This is a genomic window from Rhizobium sp. BK049 (genome assembly GCF_014193135.1).
GTDB lineage: Bacteria > Pseudomonadota > Alphaproteobacteria > Rhizobiales > Rhizobiaceae > Rhizobium.
The window spans coordinates 60943-82577 of sequence record NZ_JACHYV010000011.1; the positions used below are offsets into that span (position 1 = coordinate 60943).

A 21635-nucleotide genomic window follows, 5' to 3' on the forward strand; every position below is an offset into this window, starting at 1 on the left:
GCCGAGTCAGATCAGTTTTTCCGCCATGATCGCGTCCTCTTCGAGCCAGAGCTGAACAGCCTGTCCACGAAGATTGGGGGCCATGTCTTCCGCCATCTTGTAGATGCCGTCGATTGCGACGAGCTCAGCCTCGAGCTTGCGGCAAAAGATTCGCGCCGATGCGTTTCCGATGGAGCCCGCCATGGCTCGGCCGCGCAACGCGCCGTAGATATGGACGGAGCCGCCGGCGATCACCTCGGCGCCCGAGGCGACCGAGCCAACGATGGTGACGTCGCCTTCCGGGAAGATCACCGACTGCCCCGAGCGCACCGGTTCCCTGATGACGATGGATTGCGTTGTCGTTACCGGGCGGGTCTCGGTCGCTGCCGGCTTGGCCACCGAATCGGCAGGCTCGTTCGGCTGAACCTCGATGTCGGAGGCGGAGCGGCCGCCTTTCAGCGCCGGAGGCATGCCCGCGCCCAGAATCGACGGCCGGGCGCCCTCAATCCCCATAATGCTGACATTGCGCTTGGCAAGTTCGGCGATGAGGTCCTTCAGCTGCGGCCGGTCGATTTGCAGGTCCGACAAATCGAGCACGACAGGCCGCCCCAGGAAAAAGCCGGCCGAACGGGCAGCCAGATCGTCCAGTCTGGTCAGCCAATCATCGATCGGCAGATCTGGGGAAAGCATGACGGCCAGGAAAGAGCGGCCCTTGATGCGGATAGAGCGAGCGTCTGTTAGCACTTTGGTCATCTATGTGAAGAAATCGTTGACCATGTCTACCGCCGGTATGGTTAACAAAAGGTTAACGCGGCCTTAACATTCCCTGCAACGGCACGAGCTTTTTCGCGGGCGGGATTGTACCAACTCATTGGAATTACAGCGCGACTAGAAGATGCTCGACATAGTTAACCGGACGGCCTTCATCGTGAGCCGCAAATTCAACCATCGCTTGGGTAACGATCAGCCTTGCGCCTTTCGTTGGGCGTCGGAAATGGCGCGTGCGGCCTCTTCCGAGGAGTTGGCGAGCGTTCGCATCTCGGCGGCAAGCACCGCAAAGCCCGATCCGGCGGTCCCGGCGCGCGCGGCCTCGATGCCAGCATTGACGGCGAGCAGCTTGAGATAGCGCAGCGACTGCAGGATCTCGTTGGTTTTCGAGGCGGTGACGCGCATGTCGGCGGTCTGTTCGTCGATTCGCTGATAGAGCGATTCGATATTGATGATGCTGCCCTCGAGATAGAGAAGTTCACCCTTCTCGTCCCAGATTCCGCCACCGGTCTCGGTCACCCAAATAAGATGGCCCTTGGCGTGGCGGATGCGGTATTCCATCGTCCAGTCCGTCCGCTGCTCGAGCGCCCGCCCGACTACCTCGTCCATCAAAGGCACGTCTTCCTCGTACATGATCGAGGTGAAAGTCCGTGTCCTGTTGCCGATGATTTCGTCGACGGGGTAACCGAAAATGCGCTCGATGCCGTTGGTCATCTCAAGCATCGTGTAGCTTTCGTCGGCGCGGCAGCGGTAAAGAAAACCGCTCATGCGCCCGAGAATGCTTGTTTGGAAATCCATGAAGGCCTCGCTCGAAAGGAGGAGTTGCGAATTGGATTACTCACTTCACTTTAAACGTTGGAGGAGCCGCGACGAACGGCTCTCTTCCTGCCATGCGGGGCCGTAGCACTTTGAATTTGCCGAATGATTTTATCCGAAAATCGATTCGGACCTAATAAATATGCGGCATCCCCGCCATCAGTTGCGCAGATATTCCTCCATGGAATCGTCGAGCGCCTCGACCCACGGCGTATGATGCTTCGGCGACATGTTGCCGGTCATCAGCGACCGATAGGCATGATCGCGGAAGCCCATGATGTTGTGTGCCTTGTGATGTTCCCATTCCATGAAGGTCCGGTTGGTGCCTTCGATGTCGAAGGAGGGATAATCGGTCTCGGCGAGCAGTTCCTTCACGTAATCGCCCTGATACCAGATCATCTGCTCGGCATCCTCGAGCGTCTCCTCGCGCGCCCTCCACATGTCGAAGTTCGCCTTCAATTCCTCTTCCGGGGGCAGGGTGATGCGGCCCATCATCACGTCGCGCGCCCACCAGGCCTGCACGTCGAACATGTTGAAAGTGTAGAACTGGTCCTGCATGCCGATATAGAAGAGCTGCGGGTTCTTATCGAAGATCACGCCCTTGTAGAGGCTGTCGGCCCACAGGCGGTTGGCGGTCTTCAGGCGGAGATCGTCGGGCAGGAAGGGGAAATGGTGCTGGTATCCGGTGCAGAGGATCAGGGCGTCGACCTCCTTACTCGAGCCGTCGAGGAAATGCGCCGTGCGGTTTTCGAGCCTGGTCAGCAGCGGCCGTTCTTCGAAATTCTCCGGCCACTTAAAGCCCATCGGCTTTGAACGGTAGCTCGTCGTCACCGATTTCGCGCCGTATTTCCAGCACTGAGAACCGATATCTTCGGCCGAATAACTGCGGCCGACGATCAGGATGTCCTTGCCCTTGAACTCGAGCGCGTCGCGGAAATCATGGGCGTGCAGGACGCGTCCGTTGAAGGTCTTTACGCCCTCGAAATAGGGCACGTTCGGTGTCGAGAAGTGACCTGATGCAACGACGACATAGTCGAATTCCTCGTCATACATCCGGTCTTCGACACGGTTATGCGCCGTCACCGTGAATTTCTTCGTGGCCTCATCGAAGCGGACCATGCGCACCGGCGTGCTGAAGCGCACCCAATGGCGGACATTCGCCTTCTCGACGCGGCCCTTGATATAGTCCCAGAGCACGGCGCGCGGCGGATAGGAGGCGATCGGTTTGCCGAAATGCTCCTCGAAGGAATAGTCGGCGAATTCGAGGCATTCCTTCGGGCCGTTCGACCAGAGATAGCGATACATGCTGCCATGGACCGGTTCGCCATATTCGTCGAGGCCGGTGCGCCAGGTATAGTTCCAGAGTCCGCCCCAGTCCGACTGCTTTTCGAAGCAGACAATCTGCGGGATTTCGGCGCCCTTCTGGGCAGCCGATTGAAAGGCGCGCAGCTGCGCAAGCCCGGAAGGACCGGCACCGATCACGGCTACTCTTGTCATGAAGCATTCCCCTCTTGATTATAGGCATCGTCTCCTGGATAACTCCTCGAATTGAAATCGAAGGAAGATGTAATTATCCAGAAATTCAAAATGTTACGGCATTTCTCTCAATCCGGATAAATACCGGGGCTGGTCGGAGCCCCGTCGTCATATTTGGAAAGCCAGTCGATCGTGGTCTCGCGGTAGCGGGTGAGGCCCTTATAGTCGATGAGTTCCGGCGGCAGCGTCTTCAGCACCCGCGGGAAGCGCCGCGCCCATTTCGGCACGGTGACGAGTTCTTCCATGTTCATCAGATAGCAGCGGATGACAAAAAGGATGGCGTTGGAGCGCGGCAGGCGCCAGAGGCTTTGCAGCTCGACCCGCAGATGCACCTTCTCGCCGACATTGTCAGGCGTCACCGTCGTGCGGTCGGGACCCCATTTGTGATAATTCTCCGGGCTGGTGTCGAGCCGCGGATTAATTGTCATCGTCCAGTTGAAACGCCGCGTTGGCTTGCCCTGCTGAAGGTTCAGAAGGAATTTCAGCGCCCGGTCGAAGACGCCGATCTGATGGGCGAGCGGCACCGGCCCGTGCCACTCCATGAAATTCATGCCGATATCGAAATCGAGCGACCAGTCGGCCTGCGTCGTCACCATGCCGGCATCCATCCACAGATTGCCGTCGCGCTGATCGACGATGCAGAAATCGCCCTGGGCCTGGCGGGTGATATATTCGAAGGGCTCATAGGGCAGCGTCGAAGCATCGCCGAAGGTGAAGCGGTCGTCTATGCCGAGCGGCCGGTTGATCCAGCGCCACTGGTCGCCGTTGCGGATCAATGTGAAATGGTCGGGGTAACCCGCCGCCTGCTCTTCCATCAAAAGTTCGAGCGTGTCCCATTGCGCGCTCATCATGTGCGGCAGCGCCTGATAGCGCAGCGGATCTTCCTTCAGCACCAGCGCCCGATCGTGCATCTCGGCGACGTAATGCTCGTCAACATCGATCAGGTTTTCGTAGACGGTGCCCGCCCGGCCGCGCACATGCGGCTCCATGTTGACCGAATACATGTATTCGTCGCGGTCGAACGGAAACGGGAAACGGCGGATGTTTCCGGGGCTGTTCCGATAACTGAAATCGTCCCGGAATGTTTCTTGCTTGAAGGCGATTGCCATGTCCGGTCTCCTTTTTCAATGCCGTCAGAGATCAAGATGCAGCGTGTTTCCCTCGAAGCGGGAAACACAGATCATCACCTTGCTGCCGGATGCCTTTTCTTCGCTTGTCAGATAGACGTCGTTGTGCAGCAGTTTGCCCTCACAGACGGCGACCGCCGTTTCGCATTGACCGCAGGCGCCGCCGCGACAGAGGAAGGGGGCGTCGACGCCGGCCGCCTCGATCGCCTCCAGCATGCTTTCGTGATGGCCGACCCTCACAGTCTTGCCGGAGCGTAGAAGCTCGATCGTGAAGGGCTTCCCGGGCAGAGAGGAAAGAAACCGTTCCGAATGCAGGTTCTGCTCCGGCCAGCCGGCATCGAGCCCTGCTTTCATCACGCCGTCGATCATGCCGGAGGGGCCGCAGACATAGAGATGTGTGCCGAGCGGCTGGCACTCGAGCAGACGCGTCAGCGGGATGGCGCCGCCTTCCGCGTCGCAATAGATCTTGATGCGATGCGGACCGTAGCGCTCCAGGAGTTCCCGCCAGTAGGCGCCGCGGTCGCGTGTTCGGATGGCGTAATGGAGCTCGAAGGCGGCGCCTTCGCGGGAAAATTGCTCCATCATCGCGATGAAGGGAGTAATGCCGATGCCGCCGGCGACCAGAAGATGCTTGCGCCCGCGCCAATCCGGCTGGAACAGGTTGACGGGATAGCTGACCTTCAGCTCGTCGCCTTCGTTGACCTTCTCATGCATGAAGGTCGAGCCGCCGCGTGAATCCTCGACATGCAGCACGCTGATCTCATAGGCCGCGCAATCATGCGGCGGCGACATCAGCGAATAGGCATTGCGGCGCATATGGCCGCCATCGTTCATCGAGACGATAATATGGGCGCCGCCGGAAAAATAGGGCATCGGCTTGCCATCCAGTCGCTCGAAGCGGAAACGCTTGACACGCTCGGCGATCGGAGTGATCCGCGCTACGCGCACGGGAATTTCAGTGCCGCCGCTCAAAGGAACAACTCCTCTGGCTGAGGCGCGCTGCCTGGCTCTTCCGCGTCGATGTTGACGCCCTGGAATGCGGCGAGCCGCCGCGAATAGTGATCGCGGACGAGAAGCGTCAGCCCGCAATGGCTGCAGGCGAAGGGGCTGGTGGTGACGTCGTCCGTGATGCCCTTGCAATGGACGCATTGCACCCGCCTGGCCAGCGAGCCGCGATGCTCGGTGACGATGGAGGCGTGGTCCATGCCGTAATCAAGCGCCACGAGCATCGCCTGGCCGATGAAGCCTTCCGTGCCGGAGATATAAAGCCGAGTGCCCATATGGGCCGTCCCGAGCGAGCCCTTCAGCCGGAAGAGCAGCGTTGCTATCGTCGGCGCCGTGAAGAACATGTCGGCGCCGAGCCGGCGTAGCGTCTCGTCGAGGCCGGACCCCCGAGAACCGCGGGCGACGTAGAGAATCTCGCTGCGGGAAAGAGCCGTTTCGTCAAGCGCCGGCTGCTGATCGAGGAGAGCCTTGGCGCCCTCCCCTTCGAGTGCGAAAATGTGCCGCCGGGCGCGCGGCTGGATGGTCAGGCCCCTATAGACTGGTCGGCTCTTGATGCCTGCAACGAGCATTGGCGTGCTCCCTAACCTACGGCAATCCTCTTCTTCTTCTCCGGATCGTCGAAGGGAAGCGTATGGGCGGTGGCGCCTGCCTTGACGGTCTTGCCGCGGACTTCGAGTTTCGTCCCGTGCACCGCCTTGTCAACGTCGAGGCGAGCGATCGCCATGGATTTCTTGGTCAGTGAGGAATAGCTCGGGCAGGTGATGACGCCGACCTTCTTGCCGTCGGCAAAGACCTCGTCGCCGAGATCGGCCGGTCCGTCGGCGTCAATCAGCATGCCGAAGATCTTGAAGCGTTCCTTGCCCTTGAGGCGCGCATGTTCCTCGGCGCCGCGGAAGCCCGTCTTGCCGGGGCTGACGGTAAAATCGAGGCCGAGTTCCCAGAGACTGTCGCCGGGCGGCTGGTCGGCGAAGGGATACATTTGCGAATTGTCGTAAGGGTAGAACAGCAGGTAGCTTTCGACGCGCAGCATGTCGAGGACCGAGAAGCAGCAGGGGATGATGCCCATCTCCTTGCCTTCCCAGACGATCCTGTCCCAGACCATCACGGTGTCCTGGCCGCGCACGAAGATCTCGTAGCCGCGCTCGCCGGTATAGCCGGTGCGCGAGATCATCACGGGCGCGCCGAACAGCGTCGTCTGCATGTGGTGGAAATATTTGAGGTCGCGGATGCCGGGCACATATTTGGCGAGGTAGTCGACCGCAAGCGGACCCTGAAGCGACAGGTCATGCAGGTCGTCGTCGAAGAGTACCGCGCAATTGCGGCCCGCCGCCTGCTTGACGACTTCCTCGTGACCGGAGCCGGATCCATGCACGAGCATCCAGGAATTCGGGCCGGTGCGATAGACGATGCAATCGTCGGTAAAGTGGCCGCGGTCGTTCAGCATGGTCGCGTAAACCGAGCGGCCGGGATAGATCTTCGTCAGGTCGCGGGTCGTGATGTAGTCGAGGACGGCGATGGCGTGCGGGCCGACCAGATGCACCTTCTTCAGCCCCGAGACATCCATGATGCCGGCCTTGGTGCGGACCGCGACATGCTCTTCCGACATGTCCTTCTCGTAGGTCCAGGCGGTTCCCATACCGCTCCAGTCTTCGAGCTTCGATCCTAGAGCGCGATGCCGATCCGCCAAGGCGGAGAAACGCCATGATAGAGCCATTTCCGTTCCCTCTTATTTCCTCTACGGAATATTTATTTCCTGACTATATAAATCTTTCGCGTCATGGCAAGCCCGCCAGACGGCATTCCACTCAAAACTTTGGCGGCGTCTGCCCTGCGGCCCGGTGGGCGGCGATGACGGTGTTGGCCATCAGCATGGCGATGGTCATCGGACCGACACCGCCTGGAACCGGCGTGATGGTGCTGGCGATCTCGGAGACTTCGCGGAAGGCGACGTCGCCGACGAGCCGGGTCTTGCCCTCGCCTCTTTCGGGGGCCGGGACGCGATTGATGCCGACGTCGATAACGGTTGCGCCGGGCTTGACCCAATCGGCATTGACCATCTCCGGCCGGCCGACGGCGGCGACCAGAATATCGGCATTGCGGCAGACCTCGGCGAGGTTCCTGGTTCTGGAGTGAGCGATCGTCACCGTCGCATTGGCGTTGAGCAGCAATTGCGCCATCGGCTTGCCGAACAGGTTGGAACGGCCAATGACGACGGCATTGAGCCCGGAGAGATCCTCGCCATGGGTGCGGCGGACGAAGACCATGGCGCCGGCCGGCGTGCAGGAGACCAGCCCGGTCTTCAGGTCGCCGGTGGCGAGCTTGCCGGCATTGACGACGCTGAGGCCATCGACATCCTTTTCCGGCAGGATCGACTGGATGATCGGCTCACTGTCGAGCGGCTTCGGCAAGGGCAATTGAACCAGGATGCCGTGGATCGATGGATCGGCATTGAGGGCGGCGACGAGGCCTGCCAGCTCCTCCTGTGTCGTCTCGGCCGGCAGCGTGTGCTGGACGGACTTGAAACCACATTCCTTGGCCATGCGGCTCTTGGAGCCGACATAGGCGTGGCTTGCCGGATCGTCGCCGACGATGATGACCGCAAGGCCTGTCGTGACGCCGCTCATCTTTTCCAGCGCTGCCGTCGCACTCTTGACCGTCTCGATTACGGATGCAGCAACAAGTTTGCCGTCGATGACCTCGCCCATCTCTCAGCCCATGCGTTCTGAGGCGTAGCTTCCGGGGCTCGCCGGGAAGACGACGGTGCGATTGCCGTTGATGAAGGTGCGGTGATGGATATGGGCGTGAATGGCGCGCGCCAGCACCTGGCTTTCGACGTCGCGGCCGATCGAGACATAGTCGTCGGGCGACTGCGCATGGGTGATGCGGGCGGTGTCCTGCTCGATGATCGGGCCTTCGTCGAGGTCGGCGGTGACGTAATGGGCGGTTGCGCCGATCAGCTTGACGCCGCGCTGGTAGGCCTGCTTGTAGGGGTTGGCGCCCTTGAAGCTCGGCAGGAAGGAGTGGTGGATGTTGATGATCTTGCCTGACATCTGCTTGCAGAGCTGATCGGAGAGAACCTGCATGTAGCGGGCAAGCACGATCAGTTCGGTGCCGGTCTGCTCGACGAGATCGACGAGCTGGGCTTCGGCCTGCGGCTTGTTCTCCTTGGTCACCTTGATGTGGTGGAAGGGGATGTCATGATTGACCACGACCTTCTGGTAGTCGAAATGGTTGGAGACGACGCCGACGATGTCGATCGGCAGGGCGCCGATCTTCCAGCGGTAGAGCAGGTCGTTGAGGCAATGGCCGAAGCGCGACACCATCAACAGCACCTTCATGCGGCTCTCGCTGTCGTGGAATTCGTATTCCATGGCGAAGGGCGCGGCGACGGCGGCAAAATCGGCGCTGATTGCGGAACCGGAAAGTCCTTCCTCCGAAATGAAGCTGACGCGCATGAAGAACTTGCCGGTATCGAGATCGTCGAACTGGCTGGAGTCGACGATGTTGCAGCCCTTCTCGGCCAGATAGCTCGAAATCGCTGCGACGATGCCGCGCGTCGACTTGCAGGATACGGTAAGTATGAAGCTCTTCATGCTGTCTCTTCCTTCGCCCTTTCAGGTACAGAGAGTCCGGTCATGCCGAGCTGTTCAACCCGGCATGGCGAAGACGTCGGTCCGGCTGCTCAGATGTCGAGCGTGCTGTCGCGTTCCCACTGGGTGAAATGCGAGCAGTAGGCATTCCATTCCAGGTGCTTGAGCTTGAGATAGGCGGAGGAAAACTCAGCCCCGATTGCCGCCTTCAAGCCCTCGTCGGCATCAAAGGCGCGCAGCGCATCGAGCAGGTTGAGCGGCAGGCGCGGCGCATCCTTCACCAGGTGGCCCTCGGCGTACATATCGATATCATAATGCTGGCCTGGGTCCGCCTGGCTGCGGATGCCGTCGAGGCCGGCCGCAATGATGATCGCCTGTAGGAGGTATGGATTGACCGCGCCGTCCGGCAGGCGCAGCTCGAAGCGCCCCGGTCCCGGCACGCGCACCATGTGAGTGCGGTTGTTGCCCGTCCACGTCACGGTGTTCGGCGACCATGTCGCGCCCGAGGTGGTGCGCGGCGCGTTGATGCGCTTGTAGGAATTGACCGTCGGATTGGTGATCGCGGCCAGCGCCGAGGCATGCTTCATGATGCCGCCAAGGAAGGTTTTACCCTGAGCCGACAGCCCAAAGGCCATTTCCTTGTCCGCGAAGGCGTTTACCCTGCCATCGACGTCCCAGACCGAGATGTGCGCATGGCATCCGTTTCCGGTCAGGCCCTTGAAGGGCTTCGGCATGAAGGTGGCGCGAAGGCCGTGCTTTTCGGCGACCGATTTGACCATGAACTTGAAGAAAGAGTGCTTGTCAGCGGTCTTCAGGACATCGTCATATTCCCAGTTCATCTCGAACTGGCCGTTCGCATCCTCGTGGTCGTTCTGATAGGGCTTCCAGCCGAGTTCCAGCATATAGTCGCAGATCTCGGCGATGACATCGTATCGACGCATCACGGCCTGCTGGTCGTAGCAAGGCTTCTCGGCGGTATCGAACTGGTCTGAAATCACCGAACCGTCAGCAGAGATGAGAAAGAATTCGGGCTCCACGCCGGTCTTTACCCGAAGTCCTTCCTTCGCAGCTTCAGCCACCAGTCTTTTCAGCACGACACGCGGTGCCTGTTCGACAGGCCGTTCGTCCATGACGCAGTCGGCGGCGACCCATGCGACGTCCTTCTTCCAGGGCAATTGGATGACGGAGGAAGGATCGGGAACAGCAAACAGGTCCGGATGGGCCGGCGTCAGATCGAGCCAGGTTGCAAAGCCTGCAAAACCGGCGCCATCCTTCTGCATGTCGGCGATGGCTTCCGCGGGGACCAGCTTGGCGCGTTGACCGCCGAACAGGTCGGTATAGCTGATCATGAAATATTTGATGCCTTTGTCTCTCGCAAAAGCAGCAAGGTCCAGTGTCATTCTCGTTCCCCTTTGGATTTCTTCGAGACACTTTGGTTATGGATATGAGACGGCCGGGATATTGCCCGGCCGGTAGAAATCAGAAGCCTCCCTTGCCAGGGATCCAGTTGGTACCGGCGAGCGGCACCTGCGCCATGGCCGATGCCTCGAGCGTCAATGCAACGAGGTCTTCCGGTTCGAGATTGTGCAGGTGGTTCTTACCACAGGCGCGTGCGATCGTCTGAGCTTCGAGCGTCATGACTTTGAGGTAGTTGGCGAGGCGGCGGCCGGCCGCAACCGGGTCGAGGCGTTTTGCCAGCTCCGGGTCCTGGGTGGTGATGCCCGCCGGATCCTTGCCTTCATGCCAATCGTCATAGGCGCCGGCCGTGGTGCCGAGCTTCTGATATTCCTCTTCCCAGCGTGGATCGTTGTCGCCGATGGCGACAAGCGCCGCCGTGCCGATCGCGACCGCGTCGGCGCCTAGCGCCAGCGCCTTCGCCACGTCGGCGCCCGAGCGGATGCCACCCGAAATGATCAGCTGCACCTTTCGATGCATGCCGAGATCCTGCAGCGCCTGGACGGCCGGACGTATGCAGGCGAGCGTCGGCATGCCGACATTTTCGATGAAGACATCCTGGGTCGCCGCAGTGCCGCCCTGCATACCATCGAGCACCACGACGTCGGCGCCGGCCTTCACGGCAAGAGCGGTGTCGTAGTAGGGACGTGCGCCGCCGACCTTGACGTAGATCGGCTTTTCCCAGTCGGTGATCTCGCGCAACTCCATGATCTTGATTTCAAGATCGTCGGGTCCGGTCCAGTCCGGATGGCGGCAGGCCGAGCGCTGGTCGATGCCCTTCGGCAGGTTGCGCATATTGGCGACGCGGTCGGAGATCTTCTGGCCGAGCAGCATGCCGCCGCCGCCGGGCTTGGCGCCCTGGCCGACGACGACTTCGATTGCGTCGGCGCGGCGCAGGTCCTTCGGGTTCATGCCATAGCGCGACGGCAGATATTGGTAGACCAGCGTCTGCGAATGACCGCGTTCCTCATCCGTCATGCCGCCGTCGCCTGTTGTGGTCGACGTGCCTGCGATCGTCGCACCCCGGCCGAGCGCTTCCTTGGCGTTGCCGGAAAGCGCGCCGAAACTCATGCCGGCGATGGTGATCGGCGTCTTGAGCGTGATCGGCTTCTTGGCGAAGCGCGAGCCGAGCACCACTGTCGTATCGCACTTCTCGCGGTAGCCTTCGAGCGGATAGCGCGAGATGGAGGCGCCGAGAAACAGCAGATCGTCGAAATGCGGAACCTTGCGTTTGGTGCCGGCGCCGCGGATGTCATAGATGCCGGTGGCGGCCGCGCGGCGGATTTCGGCGAGCGTATAGTCGTCGAAAGTCGCGGACTTGCGTGGCGGGGTATAGGGGTTGTGATAGCTCATGAGTGTCCCTCGCCTCAGTACGCGTCTGCGTTGTCGATGTTGAAATTGTAGAGCTTGCGGGCGGAGCCGTAGCGTTTGAACTCTTCAGGTCTGACGTCCGTCACGCCTGCCTTGTCGAGCAGTTCGGCAAGCTTTTCCAGATGCTCCGGCCGCATCTCTTTCTCGATACAGTCGGAGCCGAGGCTCTTGACCTCACCGCGGACGAACAGCTTGGCTTCGTAGAGCGAATCCCCGAGCGCATCGCCAGCGTCGCCAAGGACGACGAGATGGCCGGACTGACCCATGAAGGCCGACATGTGGCCGATGCTGCCGTGTACAACGATGTCGATGCCCTTCATCGAAATGCCGCAGCGCGAGGCGGCATTGCCCTTGATGACGAGCAGGCCACCCCGGCCGGTCGCGCCGGCATACTGGCTGGCGTCGCCCTCGATGACGACGGTGCCGGACATCATGTTTTCGGCAACACCCGGTCCAGCCGAGCCATGAACCGTAATCTTGCCGCCGTCATTCATGCCGGCGCAGTAATAGCCGACAGATCCCCTGACAGCGACCGTCACCGGGCTGTCGATCCCGACGGCGACGGCATGGCTGCCGCGCGGGTTGATGACCTCGAATTCAGTGTCGTTGGCACCTTTGGAGAGAGCGTGTAGCGCGCTGTTCAATTCGCGAAGAGGCGTGTTGGAAAGATCGAATGTCGGCATTGAATCCTCATTGGTCCGGGAGACGGTTCGCGCCGCCTCTTGGCTTTCAGCGCGCCTCAGGCCGCCTTGTCGTGATCCCAGAAGTAGACAGTTGCTGGCTCCGGCTCCCAGACGCGGGCATTCTCGATCCCGGGAAGATTGACCAGCGCGCGGTATTCCGAACCGAAGGCGACATACTGGTCGGTCTCGGCCATGACGGCGGGCTTGCAGGCGATCGGGTCGCGCACCACGCCGAAGCCGGACTTGGTGCCGACGACGAAGGTGAAGAAACCGTCGAGATCGTCGAGCGCACCGGTCAGCGCCTGGCCGAGATCCTTGCCCTTGGCCATTTCGGCCGTCAGATAGGCGGCGGCGACTTCGGAATCATTCTGCGTCTCGAAGGTCATGCCTTCGCGCGCCAGTTCGCGGCGCAGGTTGTTGTGGTTGGACAGCGAGCCATTGTGCACGAGGCACTGGTCGGCGCCGGTCGAGAACGGATGGGCGCCGAGTGTGGTGACTGCGGATTCCGTCGCCATGCGGGTATGGCCGATGCCGTGGGTTCCGCTCATCGCGCGGACGCCGAACCGCGCCACGACGTCCTTTGGGAGACCGATTTCCTTGTAGATCTCGACGCTCTCACCCGAGCCCATAAGACGGACTGCCGGGCGAATCCGTTCGAGCGCCTCGCGCACTGCTCCAAGCTTGCAGGCATCAAGCTCAATGACCGCGTGCGTGCTCTTGATCCACACATGGGCCTTGATGCCGGCTGCCTCGAGGTCAGTGGCGAGGCCCTCGAAGTCTGCGCCTGGATTGCTGGACTGGATAGTGATTTTCGCCTTGCCCTCTGCGGAGCCGCCATAGATCGCGATACCGGCCGAGTCCGGCCCGCGATCCGTCATGGTGATCAGCATATCCGAAAGCAGGTTTCCGAGCTGAGGCTCAAGGCTTTTGTCCTTGAGGAACAATCCAACAATGCCGCACATCGCCTGTGCCTCCTTTCATGTTGAGAAAGGACTAGCAGGTCTATGTATGGACTTCAACTGGTAGGAATAAACTTTTCTTCTAAGGCAAGTCAGCTTCGCGAGTTCTGCTGGGGATAGCTGATAATCGAGAGGTACCTGCTCGGCAGTTTTACCAGTTGCTCCGGCCCATGCGGCGCATCGGCGTCGAAGAACAGGCTGTCGCCCGGCTGCATCTGGAAAAGCTGGTCGCCGTGGCGGTAGATGACCTCGCCTTCGAGCATGTAGAGAAACTCCATGCCCTCATGCTGGAAGGTCGGGAAAACATCGGAATCGGCCGTCAGCGTGATGAGATAAGGCTCGACGATGACGCCGCTGGTGTTGTTGTCGATATGGCCGAGCAGATTATATTGATGGCCGGCGCGGGTGCCGCGCCGTTCCAGCTCGACACCCTGACCCGCCTTGACGAAGACGGCATTGCGCGGCTCCTCGTAGCGGCGAAAAAAGGCCGTCAGCGGCACGCCGAGCGCCCTCGACAATGACTGCAGCGTCGTCAGCGACGGCGAGATGTTGCCGTTCTCGATCTTCGACAGCATTCCGAGTGAAATGCCGGTCGCAGCCGCGAGATCGGTGACGGTGATGCCGAGTTTCTTGCGGTAGGCCCGCACCTCATGGCCGATCGCCATTTCGAGGTTGTTTTCCTTCGGTTCGCGAACGGCGTGCGGGTCCTGGGAAAAGGGGGTGCGTCCGCCCTGCGCCTGTTCCGGTTGGTCTGCCGCTTCACCTTTGGCTTTCATCGGATTTACTGCTGCCTTCTCTTTTTGGTCAAGGCAACGCTATCGCCATAGTGAAAATTTCTCAACCGTGAAGAAAACTTATTCCCGCCGCGCCTTTCGCGGGGCGATGCCGTAGACGACACGGAACATCCGGGAAAAATGGCTGAGGCTGGAAAAACCGGTGGCAACAGCGATCTCCGAGACGGAAAGCGGGCTCTGCTTCAGCAGGCGATGGGCATGCTGAAGCCTGATCCTGCGGTATTGATCGAGGAAGCTGGTGCCGAGATGGGCCGCAAAGAGCCGGTCGAGATGGCGGGTGGTGACACCGGCGATCCGCGCCATTGCGGCGCGCTCGAGCGGCATCTCGATCGTCTCCTCCATCCGTTCGAGAACGCTGAGCAGGCCAGGGTGGTGGACACCGTATCGCTCGGCGAGAGACGCACGCTGCGGAGCGGCGGGTTCGTTGACCTCGGTGTGAAGATACCAGTCGCTGACCCGGCGGGCAAAATCCGGCCCCATCCGCTCGGCGATCAGCACATGCATCATGTCAAGTGGAGCGATACCGCCGCCGCAGGTGATCCTGTTGCCGTCGATCACGAAGCGCGCCTGGCGCGGCGTGAGATCCGGGAAGGCTTCGAGAAGGGCGGCCGCATGCTCCCAATGGATAGTGAAGTCGCGGCCCCCAAGCAGTCCGGCCGCGGCCATCAGATAGGGGCCGCCGGAAATGCCGCCGATCCGCATGCCTTCGCGCGACAACTGCCTCAGGCAGGCAAGCACGCCAGGATATCGCCAATCCCGAGGCAAGCCGCCGGCGCAGACGAAGGCGGTACTAAGGCCCGATCCCCTCATGGGAAGGGGATCGGCGGGCACGCTGACGCCGGAGGAGGAAAGGGCCGGCGCGCCATCCGGCGAATAGGTGGAGACACGATAGATCTCGCGGCCAGCCAGCAGATTTGCCGCCCGCAGCGGCTCCGTCGCCGAGGCATAGGACATCAGCGCAAATCCCGGAATCAGGATGAAGCCGATCGTCTGAACATTTCTGCCATCAAGTGAGGACATGTCCCTTTCTTAGCGACATATGTCCGTTTTGTGCAAGTCTCGCCGATTCTTTCTGGCATCATGCAGCTGTTCTTTCCGGGTGACCCATGCGCTATTCCGCTCTTTCGATTTTTCTGAACGGCCTTCGCGGCAACAAGGGCTGGGCGCCCGCCTGGCGCGATCCGGCGCCGAAGCCGCACTACGACGTCGTCATCGTTGGTGGCGGCGGTCATGGTCTGGCCACTGCCTATTATCTTGCCAAGGAGTTCGGCATCACCAATGTCGCCGTCCTGGAAAAGGGCTATCTCGGCTCCGGTAATATCGGCAGGAACACCACGATCATCCGTTCCAACTACCTGCTGCCTGGCAACAATCCCTTCTACGAACTGTCGATGAAGCTTTGGGAAGGGCTGGAGCAGGACTTCAACTTCAACGCCATGGTCTCGCAGCGCGGCGTGTTGAACCTCTTCCATTCCGACGCGCAGCGTGACGCCTATACGCGTCGCGGCAACGCCATGCGGCTGCACGGCGTCGATGCCGAGCTGCTCGACCGGCAGGCCGTGCGCAGGAAATTGCCCTTTCTCGATTTCGACAATGCCCGTTTCCCGGTCATGGGTGGTTTATACCAGCCGCGCGGTGGCACGGTGCGCCATGACGCGGTCGCCTGGGGTTATGCCCGCGGCGCCGACAGCCGCGGCGTCGATATCATCACCCAATGCGAAGTCACCGGCATTCGCACGGAAAATGGTGAAGTCACAGGCGTCGAGACTAGCAGAGGCTTCATCGGCTGCGGCAAGCTGGCGCTGGCGGCGGCCGGCAATTCCACCGTGGTCGCCGATATGGCCGGCCTTCGCCTGCCGATCGAGAGCCATGTGCTGCAGGCCTTCGTCTCCGAAGGGCTGAAACCCTTCATCGACAATGTCGTCACTTTCGGCGCCGGTCATTTCTACGTCTCCCAGTCCGACAAGGGCGGCCTCGTCTTCGGCGGCGACATCGACGGCTATAATTCCTATGCGCAGCGCGGCAATCTCGCTTCGGTCGAGCATGTCGCCGAAGCCGGGGTCGCGATGATCCCGTCGCTGTCGCGCGTGCGTTATCTCCGCTCCTGGGGCGGGGTGATGGATATGAGCATGGACGGCTCGCCGATCATCGACCGCACCCATATCGACAATCTCTACCTCAATAGCGGCTGGTGTTACGGCGGCTTCAAGGCCACGCCCGCCTCCGGCTTCTGCTGCGCCCATCTGATCGCCCGCAACACGCCGCATCAGACGGCACGTGCCTTCCGGCTCGATCGTTTCGCGCGCGGCTATCCGATCGACGAAAAGGGCGTTGGCGCCCAGCCCAATCTGCACTGAGGACATTTAAACGATGGCGAGCCTGATTTCATGTCCCCATTGCGGCGTCCGGCCCAAGGAGGAATTCTCGATCCGCGGCGATGCGAACCTTGTCCGGCCGGCGCCGGATGCCGGGGCGGATGCCTGGTACGACTATGTCTACCTGCGCGACAATCCGAAGGGCCGCCACAGCGAATATTGGCACCATTCCTCCGGATGCCGCCGCTGGCTGATCGTCGAGCGTGACACCGTCACCCATGCGGTCCACGGCGTCAGGGATGCCGCCCTTGCCAAGCTCGGCGGAGAACCGGTATGACGAGCTTCCGTCTTTCCTCCGGCGGTCGCATCGACCGCGACAAGACACTCGGCTTCACCTTTGACGGCAAGGCGCTGCAAGGCCATCCGGGCGACACGCTCGCCTCGGCGCTGCTTGCCAACGGTATCCAGCTCGTCGGACGCAGCTTCAAATATCACCGCCCGCGCGGCGTTCTGACGGCGGGGGCCGCCGAACCGAACGCGCTGGTGACGACAGGCAGCGGTGGGCGCACCGAACCGAATACGCGCGCGACGATGATCGAACTCTATCAGGGGCTGACGGCCATGAGCCAGAACCGCTGGCCGTCGCTCGGCTTCGATGTCGGCGCGGTCAACGGCCTGCTCTCACCTTTCCTCAGCGCCGGCTTCTACTACAAAACCTTCATGTGGCCGGCAGCGCTCTGGGAAAAGCTCTACGAGCCGGTGATCCGCAAGGCTGCGGGCCTCGGCAGAGCCTCTTACGAGGCTGATCCCGATTCCTATGAGAAATGCTGGGCGCATTGCGATCTACTGGTGATCGGCGCCGGCCCTGCCGGCCTTGCTGCAGCGCTGACCGCCGGCCGCGCCGGCGCACGTGTCATTCTTGCAGACGAGGGATCCGAACTTGGCGGCAGCCTGCTTTGCGAAAGCGGCGCAGTTGACGGCAAGCCGGAGGGGAGCCTTCTCGGCGAGCTGCTTGCCGAGCTGGAGGGCCTGGAAAATGTGCGCCGACTGCCACGCACGACTGTTTTCGGCTGGTACGACGACAATGTTTTCGGAGCCGTCGAGCGCGTCCAAAAGCATTTAGCGCTGCCCGACCCGGATCGTCCGGTGGAACGGCTGTGGCGCATCATTGCCCGGCAGGCGATTCTTGCGACGGGGGCCGAGGAACGGCCGCTGGTCTTCGGCGGCAACGATATTCCCGGCGTGATGATGGCAGGCGCCATGCGCAGCTACCTCAACCGGCAAGCGGTCGCGCCAGGCCAGAGCACGGTGATCTTCACCACCAACGATACCGGATATCACACCGCCGGCGACCTTGAAGCCGCCGGCCTTCGAGTTGCGGCGATCGTCGACAGCCGAGCCGATGGCGGCGAGAGCTGGCCGGGCCGCGCCGAGGTGCTGAGGGGCGCGCGGATCATCGATGCCCATGGCGGCAGGCGTCTGCGCGGCGTCAGCGTCAAAACCGAAGAGGGTGTTCGCCGGATCGAAGCCGATGCGCTTGCCGTGTCGGGCGGCTGGAGCCCGATCATCCATCTTGCCTGCCATCGCGGCGGCAAACCGCAATGGTCGCGGGAGGCCGCGGCATTCCTGGCGCCGGCTGCGCAGGATGGTCTGGCCGTTGCCGGCTCGGCTGCCGGCCTTGCGCAGATTGCCGCCTGCCTCGGCGATGGAGCGGGAAAGGCTGCCGCCGCATTGAAGGCAATCGGCTTTGCAGCGGAACCGGCCTTTGCCTCAGCCACCGAGACGGCACAGCGCACGAAGCCGCTCTGGTCGGTCAAAGGCTCGAAGGGCAAGGCTTTCGTCGATTACCAAAACGACGTGCATCTCAAGGACCTCGGCCTCGCCGTCCGCGAAGGTTACGGCCATGTCGAACTTGCCAAGCGTTACACCACATCAGGCATGGCGACCGATCAGGGCAAGCTTTCCAACGTCAACGCCATCGGCATTCTTGCCGAGGCGCGCGGCGTGTCGCCCGCCGAGGTGGGAACGACGACCTTCCGGCCCTTTTATACGCCGATCTCCTTCGGCGCTTTGACCGGGGCGTCCCGCGGCAAACATTTCCAGCCGGCGCGCAAATCGCCGCTGCACGGCTGGGCGAAAAAGAACGGCGCGGTCTTCGTCGAAACCGGCCTCTGGTACCGCTCCTCCTGGTTCCCGCGCGCCGGCGAAACGACCTGGCGCCAAAGCGTCGATCGCGAGGTGCTGAACATCCGGAAGAATGCTGGCCTCTGCGACGTCTCGACCCTTGGCAAGATCGAGATCTTCGGCCGCGATGCCGCAGCCTTCCTCGACCGCATCTATTGCAACGGCTTTGCCAAGCTGGCCGTCGGCAAGGCCCGTTACGGCATCATGCTGCGCGAGGACGGTTTCATCTATGACGACGGCACCACCAGCCGCTTCAGCGACGATCATTTCTTCATGACGACGACGACGGCGCTTGCCGCCGGCGTGCTCACCCATCTCGAATTCTGCGCGCAGACGCTCTGGCCGGAACTCGACGTCTGCTTCGCGTCCTCGACCGATCAATGGGCGCAGATGGCGGTTGCCGGGCCGAAGTCGCGCGCGATCCTCTCGGAAATAGTCGACGAGGATCTTTCCGATGCGGCCTTCCCCTTCATGAGTGCCCGCAAAGTGTCGCTATTCGCAGGCGGCCTTGAAGGCCGGCTCTTCCGGATTTCCTTCTCCGGTGAACTTGCCTACGAACTCGCCGTCCCGGCCGGCCACGGCGAAAGTGTTGCCGACGCCATCATGGCATCAGGCGAAAAACACAGCATCTGCGCCTACGGCGCGGAAGCGCTCGGCGTCATGCGCATCGAGAAGGGCCACGTCACCCATGCCGAGATCAATGGCACGGTCACACCAGGCGATCTCGGCTTCGGCCGCATGGTTTCATCGACCAAGCCGGATTTCATCGGCAAGGCGATGCTCGCCCGCGACGGCCTGCAGGATCCCGAGCGCCCGCGCCTCGTCGGCGTCAAGCCGCTCAATCCGGCGAGCAGCTTCCGCACCGGCTCTCATATCCTAGCCGAGGGCGTTGCGGCGACGCTCGAAAACGATCAGGGCTACGTCACATCGAGCGCCTTTTCACCGACGCTCGGGCATACGATCGGCCTGGCGCTGGTCAAACGCGGGCCGGAGCGCATCGGCGAAAAGGTGACGGTCTGGAACGGCCTGCGCAACGAATTCACCGATGCGGTGCTCTGCCATCCCGTCTTCATCGATCCCGAAAACGAGAAGCTCCATGCCTGATCTTCCGCAACACAGACCGGTTCTTGCCGGCAGGGCATATCGCAGCATAACCGGGGCCGGCATTCGGCTGGAAGCCTTACCGGAAGGCCATCTGCTGCACGTGCTCGGCGGAATTGAGCCGGCGGCGCTTGCCGCTGAACTGACGAAGGCGGGCTTTGCGGAAAGTTCGATCCGTCAGGCCGGTTTCCGCCAATGGTTCGTCGCCGGCGATGAGCCGCTTCCGCCCGCAAATCTGGATGCTCTTAAGGCAGCACTCGCCGGAAAAGCCTTCGTCACCGACCAGAGCCACGGGCGTGTCCGCATTGGCGTGTCCGGCCCCTCCTCCCGGCTGCTTCTTTCCAGAGGCACGGCGGTCGATCTCGATCCCGGCGTCTTTGCGGAAGGCAGTTCTGTGATGACGATGGTCGGTCATATCTCCGTGCAGGTCGCCCGCACCGGCGACGACAGCTTCGAACTCACGGTCCTGCGCAGCTTCGCCGAGAGCCTCTGGGAGGATCTTAGGCATATGGCGGCGAGCGCCGTGAAGGACGGGGCATGAGCTACAGCGCTGCATGCCTTGTTCAGGCGGATGCTGCAGCGCTTCCAACCCGCGTCGGCCGATTCGCTCAGTGCGTCGCATCGAATTCGAATCATACCCTTCCGGGCGACATGCCTTAGCCTCGAAAAGTATAGTCGCGGATCGAAGCCGGCTTCATCTCGATGGAAAATCCCGGCAGGCTGGGCGGCATGTAAGCGGCGTTCTCGATCCGGCAGGGATCGAGGAAATGTTCGTGCAGGTGATCGACATATTCGATGACGCGCCCTTGCTTGGTGCCCGATACGGCGACGTAGTCGATCATCGACAGATGCTGCACATATTCGCAAAGGCCGACGCCGCCGGCATGCGGCCAGACCGGCAGGCCGAATTTGGCGGCGACCAGCAGGACGGAAAGGACTTCGTTCAGCCCGCCCATGCGGCAGGAATCGATCTGGACGATGTCGATCGCGCCTTCGGCAATGAACTGTTTGAACATGATGCGGTTCTGGCACATCTCGCCGGTTGCGACCTTCACCGGGCCGATTGCCTGGCGGATCTTGCGGTGGCCGGCGACATCGTCGGGGCTTGTGGGCTCCTCGATGAAGAAGGGCTTGGCGAAGGCAAGCGCCTTGACCCAGTCGATCGCCTGACCAACGTCCCAGACCTGATTGGCGTCGATCATCAGGTAGCGATCGGGACCGATCACCTCGCGGGCGATCCGCAGACGCCGGATATCGTCTTGCAGGTCGCGGCCGACCTTCATCTTGATATGGTTGAAGCCGGCATCGATCGCCTCCTGGCAGAGGCGGCGCAGTTTCTCGTCTTCGTAACCCAGCCAGCCGGCCGAGGTCGTGTAGCAGGCATAGCCTTCCTTTTCGAGAGTGGCGATGCGCTCGGTCTTGCGGACTTCGGCGCGCTTGAGGATCTCGACCGCCTCGGCGCGCGTCAGCACGTCGGTGAGATAACGGTAGTCGACGATATCGGCGATTTCTTCCGGCGACATCTCGGCGACAAGCCGCCAGACCGGCTTGCCGGCCTGTTTGGCGAGCAGATCCCAGACGGCGTTGACGACGGCGCCGGTCGCCAGGTGAATGGCGCCTTTTTCAGGGCCGATCCAGCGCAGCTGGCTGTCGCTCGTCAGATGCCGCCAGAATTTGCCGGGATGGGCAAGAACCTCGGCCAGATCGGTACCGACGACGAGATGGCGCATCGCCTCGATCGCCATGCAGCAAATGTCGTTGCCACGGCCGATGGTGAAGGTCAGGCCATGGCCGGCAAGGCCCGGGACATCCGTGTCGAGAATGACATAGGCGGCCGAATAGTCGGGATCGGGGTTCATTGCATCGGATCCGTCAAGGCTTTGCGAGGTGGGAAAGCGGAGATCGAAGACGCGAAGGTCGGTGATGCGGGTCATGTTGTTCCTCCCGATTTA

The 21635-nt window shown here is 61.7% G+C and carries 20 protein-coding genes; 4 read left to right on the plus strand and 16 right to left on the minus strand.

The genetic code is table 11. The features are described 5' to 3' along the window. Positions 1 to 6: 6 nt before the first annotated feature. The 15 genes from minC to FHT70_RS13810 all read right to left on the minus strand — a co-directional run bounded on the left by minC (position 7) and on the right by FHT70_RS13810 (position 15103). Positions 7 to 732: a septum site-determining protein MinC gene (gene minC / locus FHT70_RS13740; protein WP_183702033.1), complete on the minus strand. Its 726-nt coding sequence runs from the start codon at positions 730 to 732 to the stop codon at positions 7 to 9. A 210-nt stretch (positions 733 to 942) separates the two neighbouring features. Next, on the minus strand, positions 943 to 1545 hold the full coding sequence (locus FHT70_RS30585) for a PAS domain-containing protein (RefSeq protein WP_183702036.1): 603 nt from the start codon (positions 1543 to 1545) through the stop codon (positions 943 to 945). 177 nt (positions 1546 to 1722) lie between these two features. Next, positions 1723 to 3060 carry an NAD(P)/FAD-dependent oxidoreductase gene (locus FHT70_RS13750; RefSeq protein ID WP_183702039.1) on the minus strand — a complete coding sequence of 446 codons (1338 nt, stop codon included), beginning with the start codon at positions 3058 to 3060 and terminating at the stop codon, positions 1723 to 1725. 107 nt (positions 3061 to 3167) lie between these two features. Next, entirely contained in the window at positions 3168 to 4208 is a 1041-nt protein-coding gene (locus tag FHT70_RS13755) for a DUF3445 domain-containing protein (RefSeq protein WP_183702041.1), read from the minus strand. Between the two features lie 24 nt (positions 4209 to 4232). Next, the gene (locus FHT70_RS13760; RefSeq protein ID WP_183702044.1) at positions 4233 to 5198 is read right to left on the minus strand and encodes a PDR/VanB family oxidoreductase; all 966 of its coding nucleotides are present in this window, start codon (positions 5196 to 5198) and stop codon (positions 4233 to 4235) included. Then, positions 5195 to 5800 carry a dimethylamine monooxygenase subunit DmmA family protein gene (locus tag FHT70_RS13765; protein WP_183702047.1) on the minus strand — a complete coding sequence of 202 codons (606 nt, stop codon included), beginning with the start codon at positions 5798 to 5800 and terminating at the stop codon, positions 5195 to 5197. Before FHT70_RS13765 ends, FHT70_RS13760 begins: the two co-directional genes overlap by 4 nt. Before the next feature lie 11 nt (positions 5801 to 5811). Further along, complete coding sequence (locus FHT70_RS13770) at positions 5812 to 6945, minus strand: aminomethyltransferase family protein (protein WP_183702050.1); 1134 nt, start codon at positions 6943 to 6945, stop codon at positions 5812 to 5814. Between the two features lie 91 nt (positions 6946 to 7036). Continuing rightward, the gene (folD, locus tag FHT70_RS13775; RefSeq protein WP_183702053.1) at positions 7037 to 7936 is read right to left on the minus strand and encodes a bifunctional methylenetetrahydrofolate dehydrogenase/methenyltetrahydrofolate cyclohydrolase FolD; all 900 of its coding nucleotides are present in this window, start codon (positions 7934 to 7936) and stop codon (positions 7037 to 7039) included. A gap of 3 nt (positions 7937 to 7939) precedes the next feature. Continuing rightward, positions 7940 to 8824 (minus strand): formyltetrahydrofolate deformylase, encoded by an 885-nt coding sequence (gene purU / locus FHT70_RS13780; RefSeq protein WP_183702056.1) that lies wholly within the window; start codon positions 8822 to 8824, stop codon positions 7940 to 7942. Positions 8825 to 8913: 89 nt separating this feature from the next. Beyond that, complete coding sequence (gene glnT / locus FHT70_RS13785) at positions 8914 to 10221, minus strand: type III glutamate--ammonia ligase (protein WP_097598747.1); 1308 nt, start codon at positions 10219 to 10221, stop codon at positions 8914 to 8916. A 79-nt stretch (positions 10222 to 10300) separates the two neighbouring features. Continuing rightward, positions 10301 to 11629: an FMN-binding glutamate synthase family protein gene (locus tag FHT70_RS13790; protein WP_183702059.1), complete on the minus strand. Its 1329-nt coding sequence runs from the start codon at positions 11627 to 11629 to the stop codon at positions 10301 to 10303. Between the two features lie 14 nt (positions 11630 to 11643). Then, entirely contained in the window at positions 11644 to 12330 is a 687-nt protein-coding gene (locus FHT70_RS13795) for a GXGXG domain-containing protein (protein ID WP_183702062.1), read from the minus strand. Between the two features lie 56 nt (positions 12331 to 12386). Then, a complete protein-coding gene (locus FHT70_RS13800; RefSeq protein ID WP_183702065.1) occupies positions 12387 to 13292 on the minus strand; it encodes a glutamine amidotransferase family protein in 906 nt (301 codons plus the stop codon). A gap of 89 nt (positions 13293 to 13381) precedes the next feature. After that, positions 13382 to 14065 (minus strand): helix-turn-helix domain-containing protein, encoded by a 684-nt coding sequence (locus FHT70_RS13805; RefSeq protein ID WP_085781211.1) that lies wholly within the window; start codon positions 14063 to 14065, stop codon positions 13382 to 13384. Positions 14066 to 14143: 78 nt separating this feature from the next. Further along, entirely contained in the window at positions 14144 to 15103 is a 960-nt protein-coding gene (locus FHT70_RS13810; RefSeq protein ID WP_183702067.1) for a GlxA family transcriptional regulator, read from the minus strand. 86 nt (positions 15104 to 15189) lie between these two features. Here FHT70_RS13810 and FHT70_RS13815 point away from each other — a divergent pair, with 86 nt between their 5' ends. Genes FHT70_RS13815 through FHT70_RS13830 form a run of 4 tightly spaced genes read left to right on the plus strand, consistent with a single transcriptional unit; the run spans position 15190 to position 20224 of the window. Next, entirely contained in the window at positions 15190 to 16440 is a 1251-nt protein-coding gene (locus FHT70_RS13815; protein WP_183702070.1) for a sarcosine oxidase subunit beta family protein, read from the plus strand. Between the two features lie 13 nt (positions 16441 to 16453). Beyond that, a complete protein-coding gene (locus FHT70_RS13820) occupies positions 16454 to 16735 on the plus strand; it encodes a sarcosine oxidase subunit delta (RefSeq protein ID WP_183702073.1) in 282 nt (93 codons plus the stop codon). After that, positions 16732 to 19686 carry a sarcosine oxidase subunit alpha family protein gene (locus FHT70_RS13825; RefSeq protein WP_183702076.1) on the plus strand — a complete coding sequence of 985 codons (2955 nt, stop codon included), beginning with the start codon at positions 16732 to 16734 and terminating at the stop codon, positions 19684 to 19686. Before FHT70_RS13820 ends, FHT70_RS13825 begins: the two co-directional genes overlap by 4 nt. Then, positions 19679 to 20224: a sarcosine oxidase subunit gamma family protein gene (locus tag FHT70_RS13830; protein WP_183702079.1), complete on the plus strand. Its 546-nt coding sequence runs from the start codon at positions 19679 to 19681 to the stop codon at positions 20222 to 20224. The genes FHT70_RS13825 and FHT70_RS13830 overlap by 8 nt, the downstream gene beginning before the upstream one ends. A gap of 115 nt (positions 20225 to 20339) precedes the next feature. Here FHT70_RS13830 and FHT70_RS13835 read toward each other — a convergent pair whose 3' ends face one another. Continuing rightward, positions 20340 to 21617 (minus strand): L-fuconate dehydratase, encoded by a 1278-nt coding sequence (locus FHT70_RS13835; RefSeq protein WP_183702081.1) that lies wholly within the window; start codon positions 21615 to 21617, stop codon positions 20340 to 20342. Between the last annotated feature and the right edge of the window lie 18 nt (positions 21618 to 21635).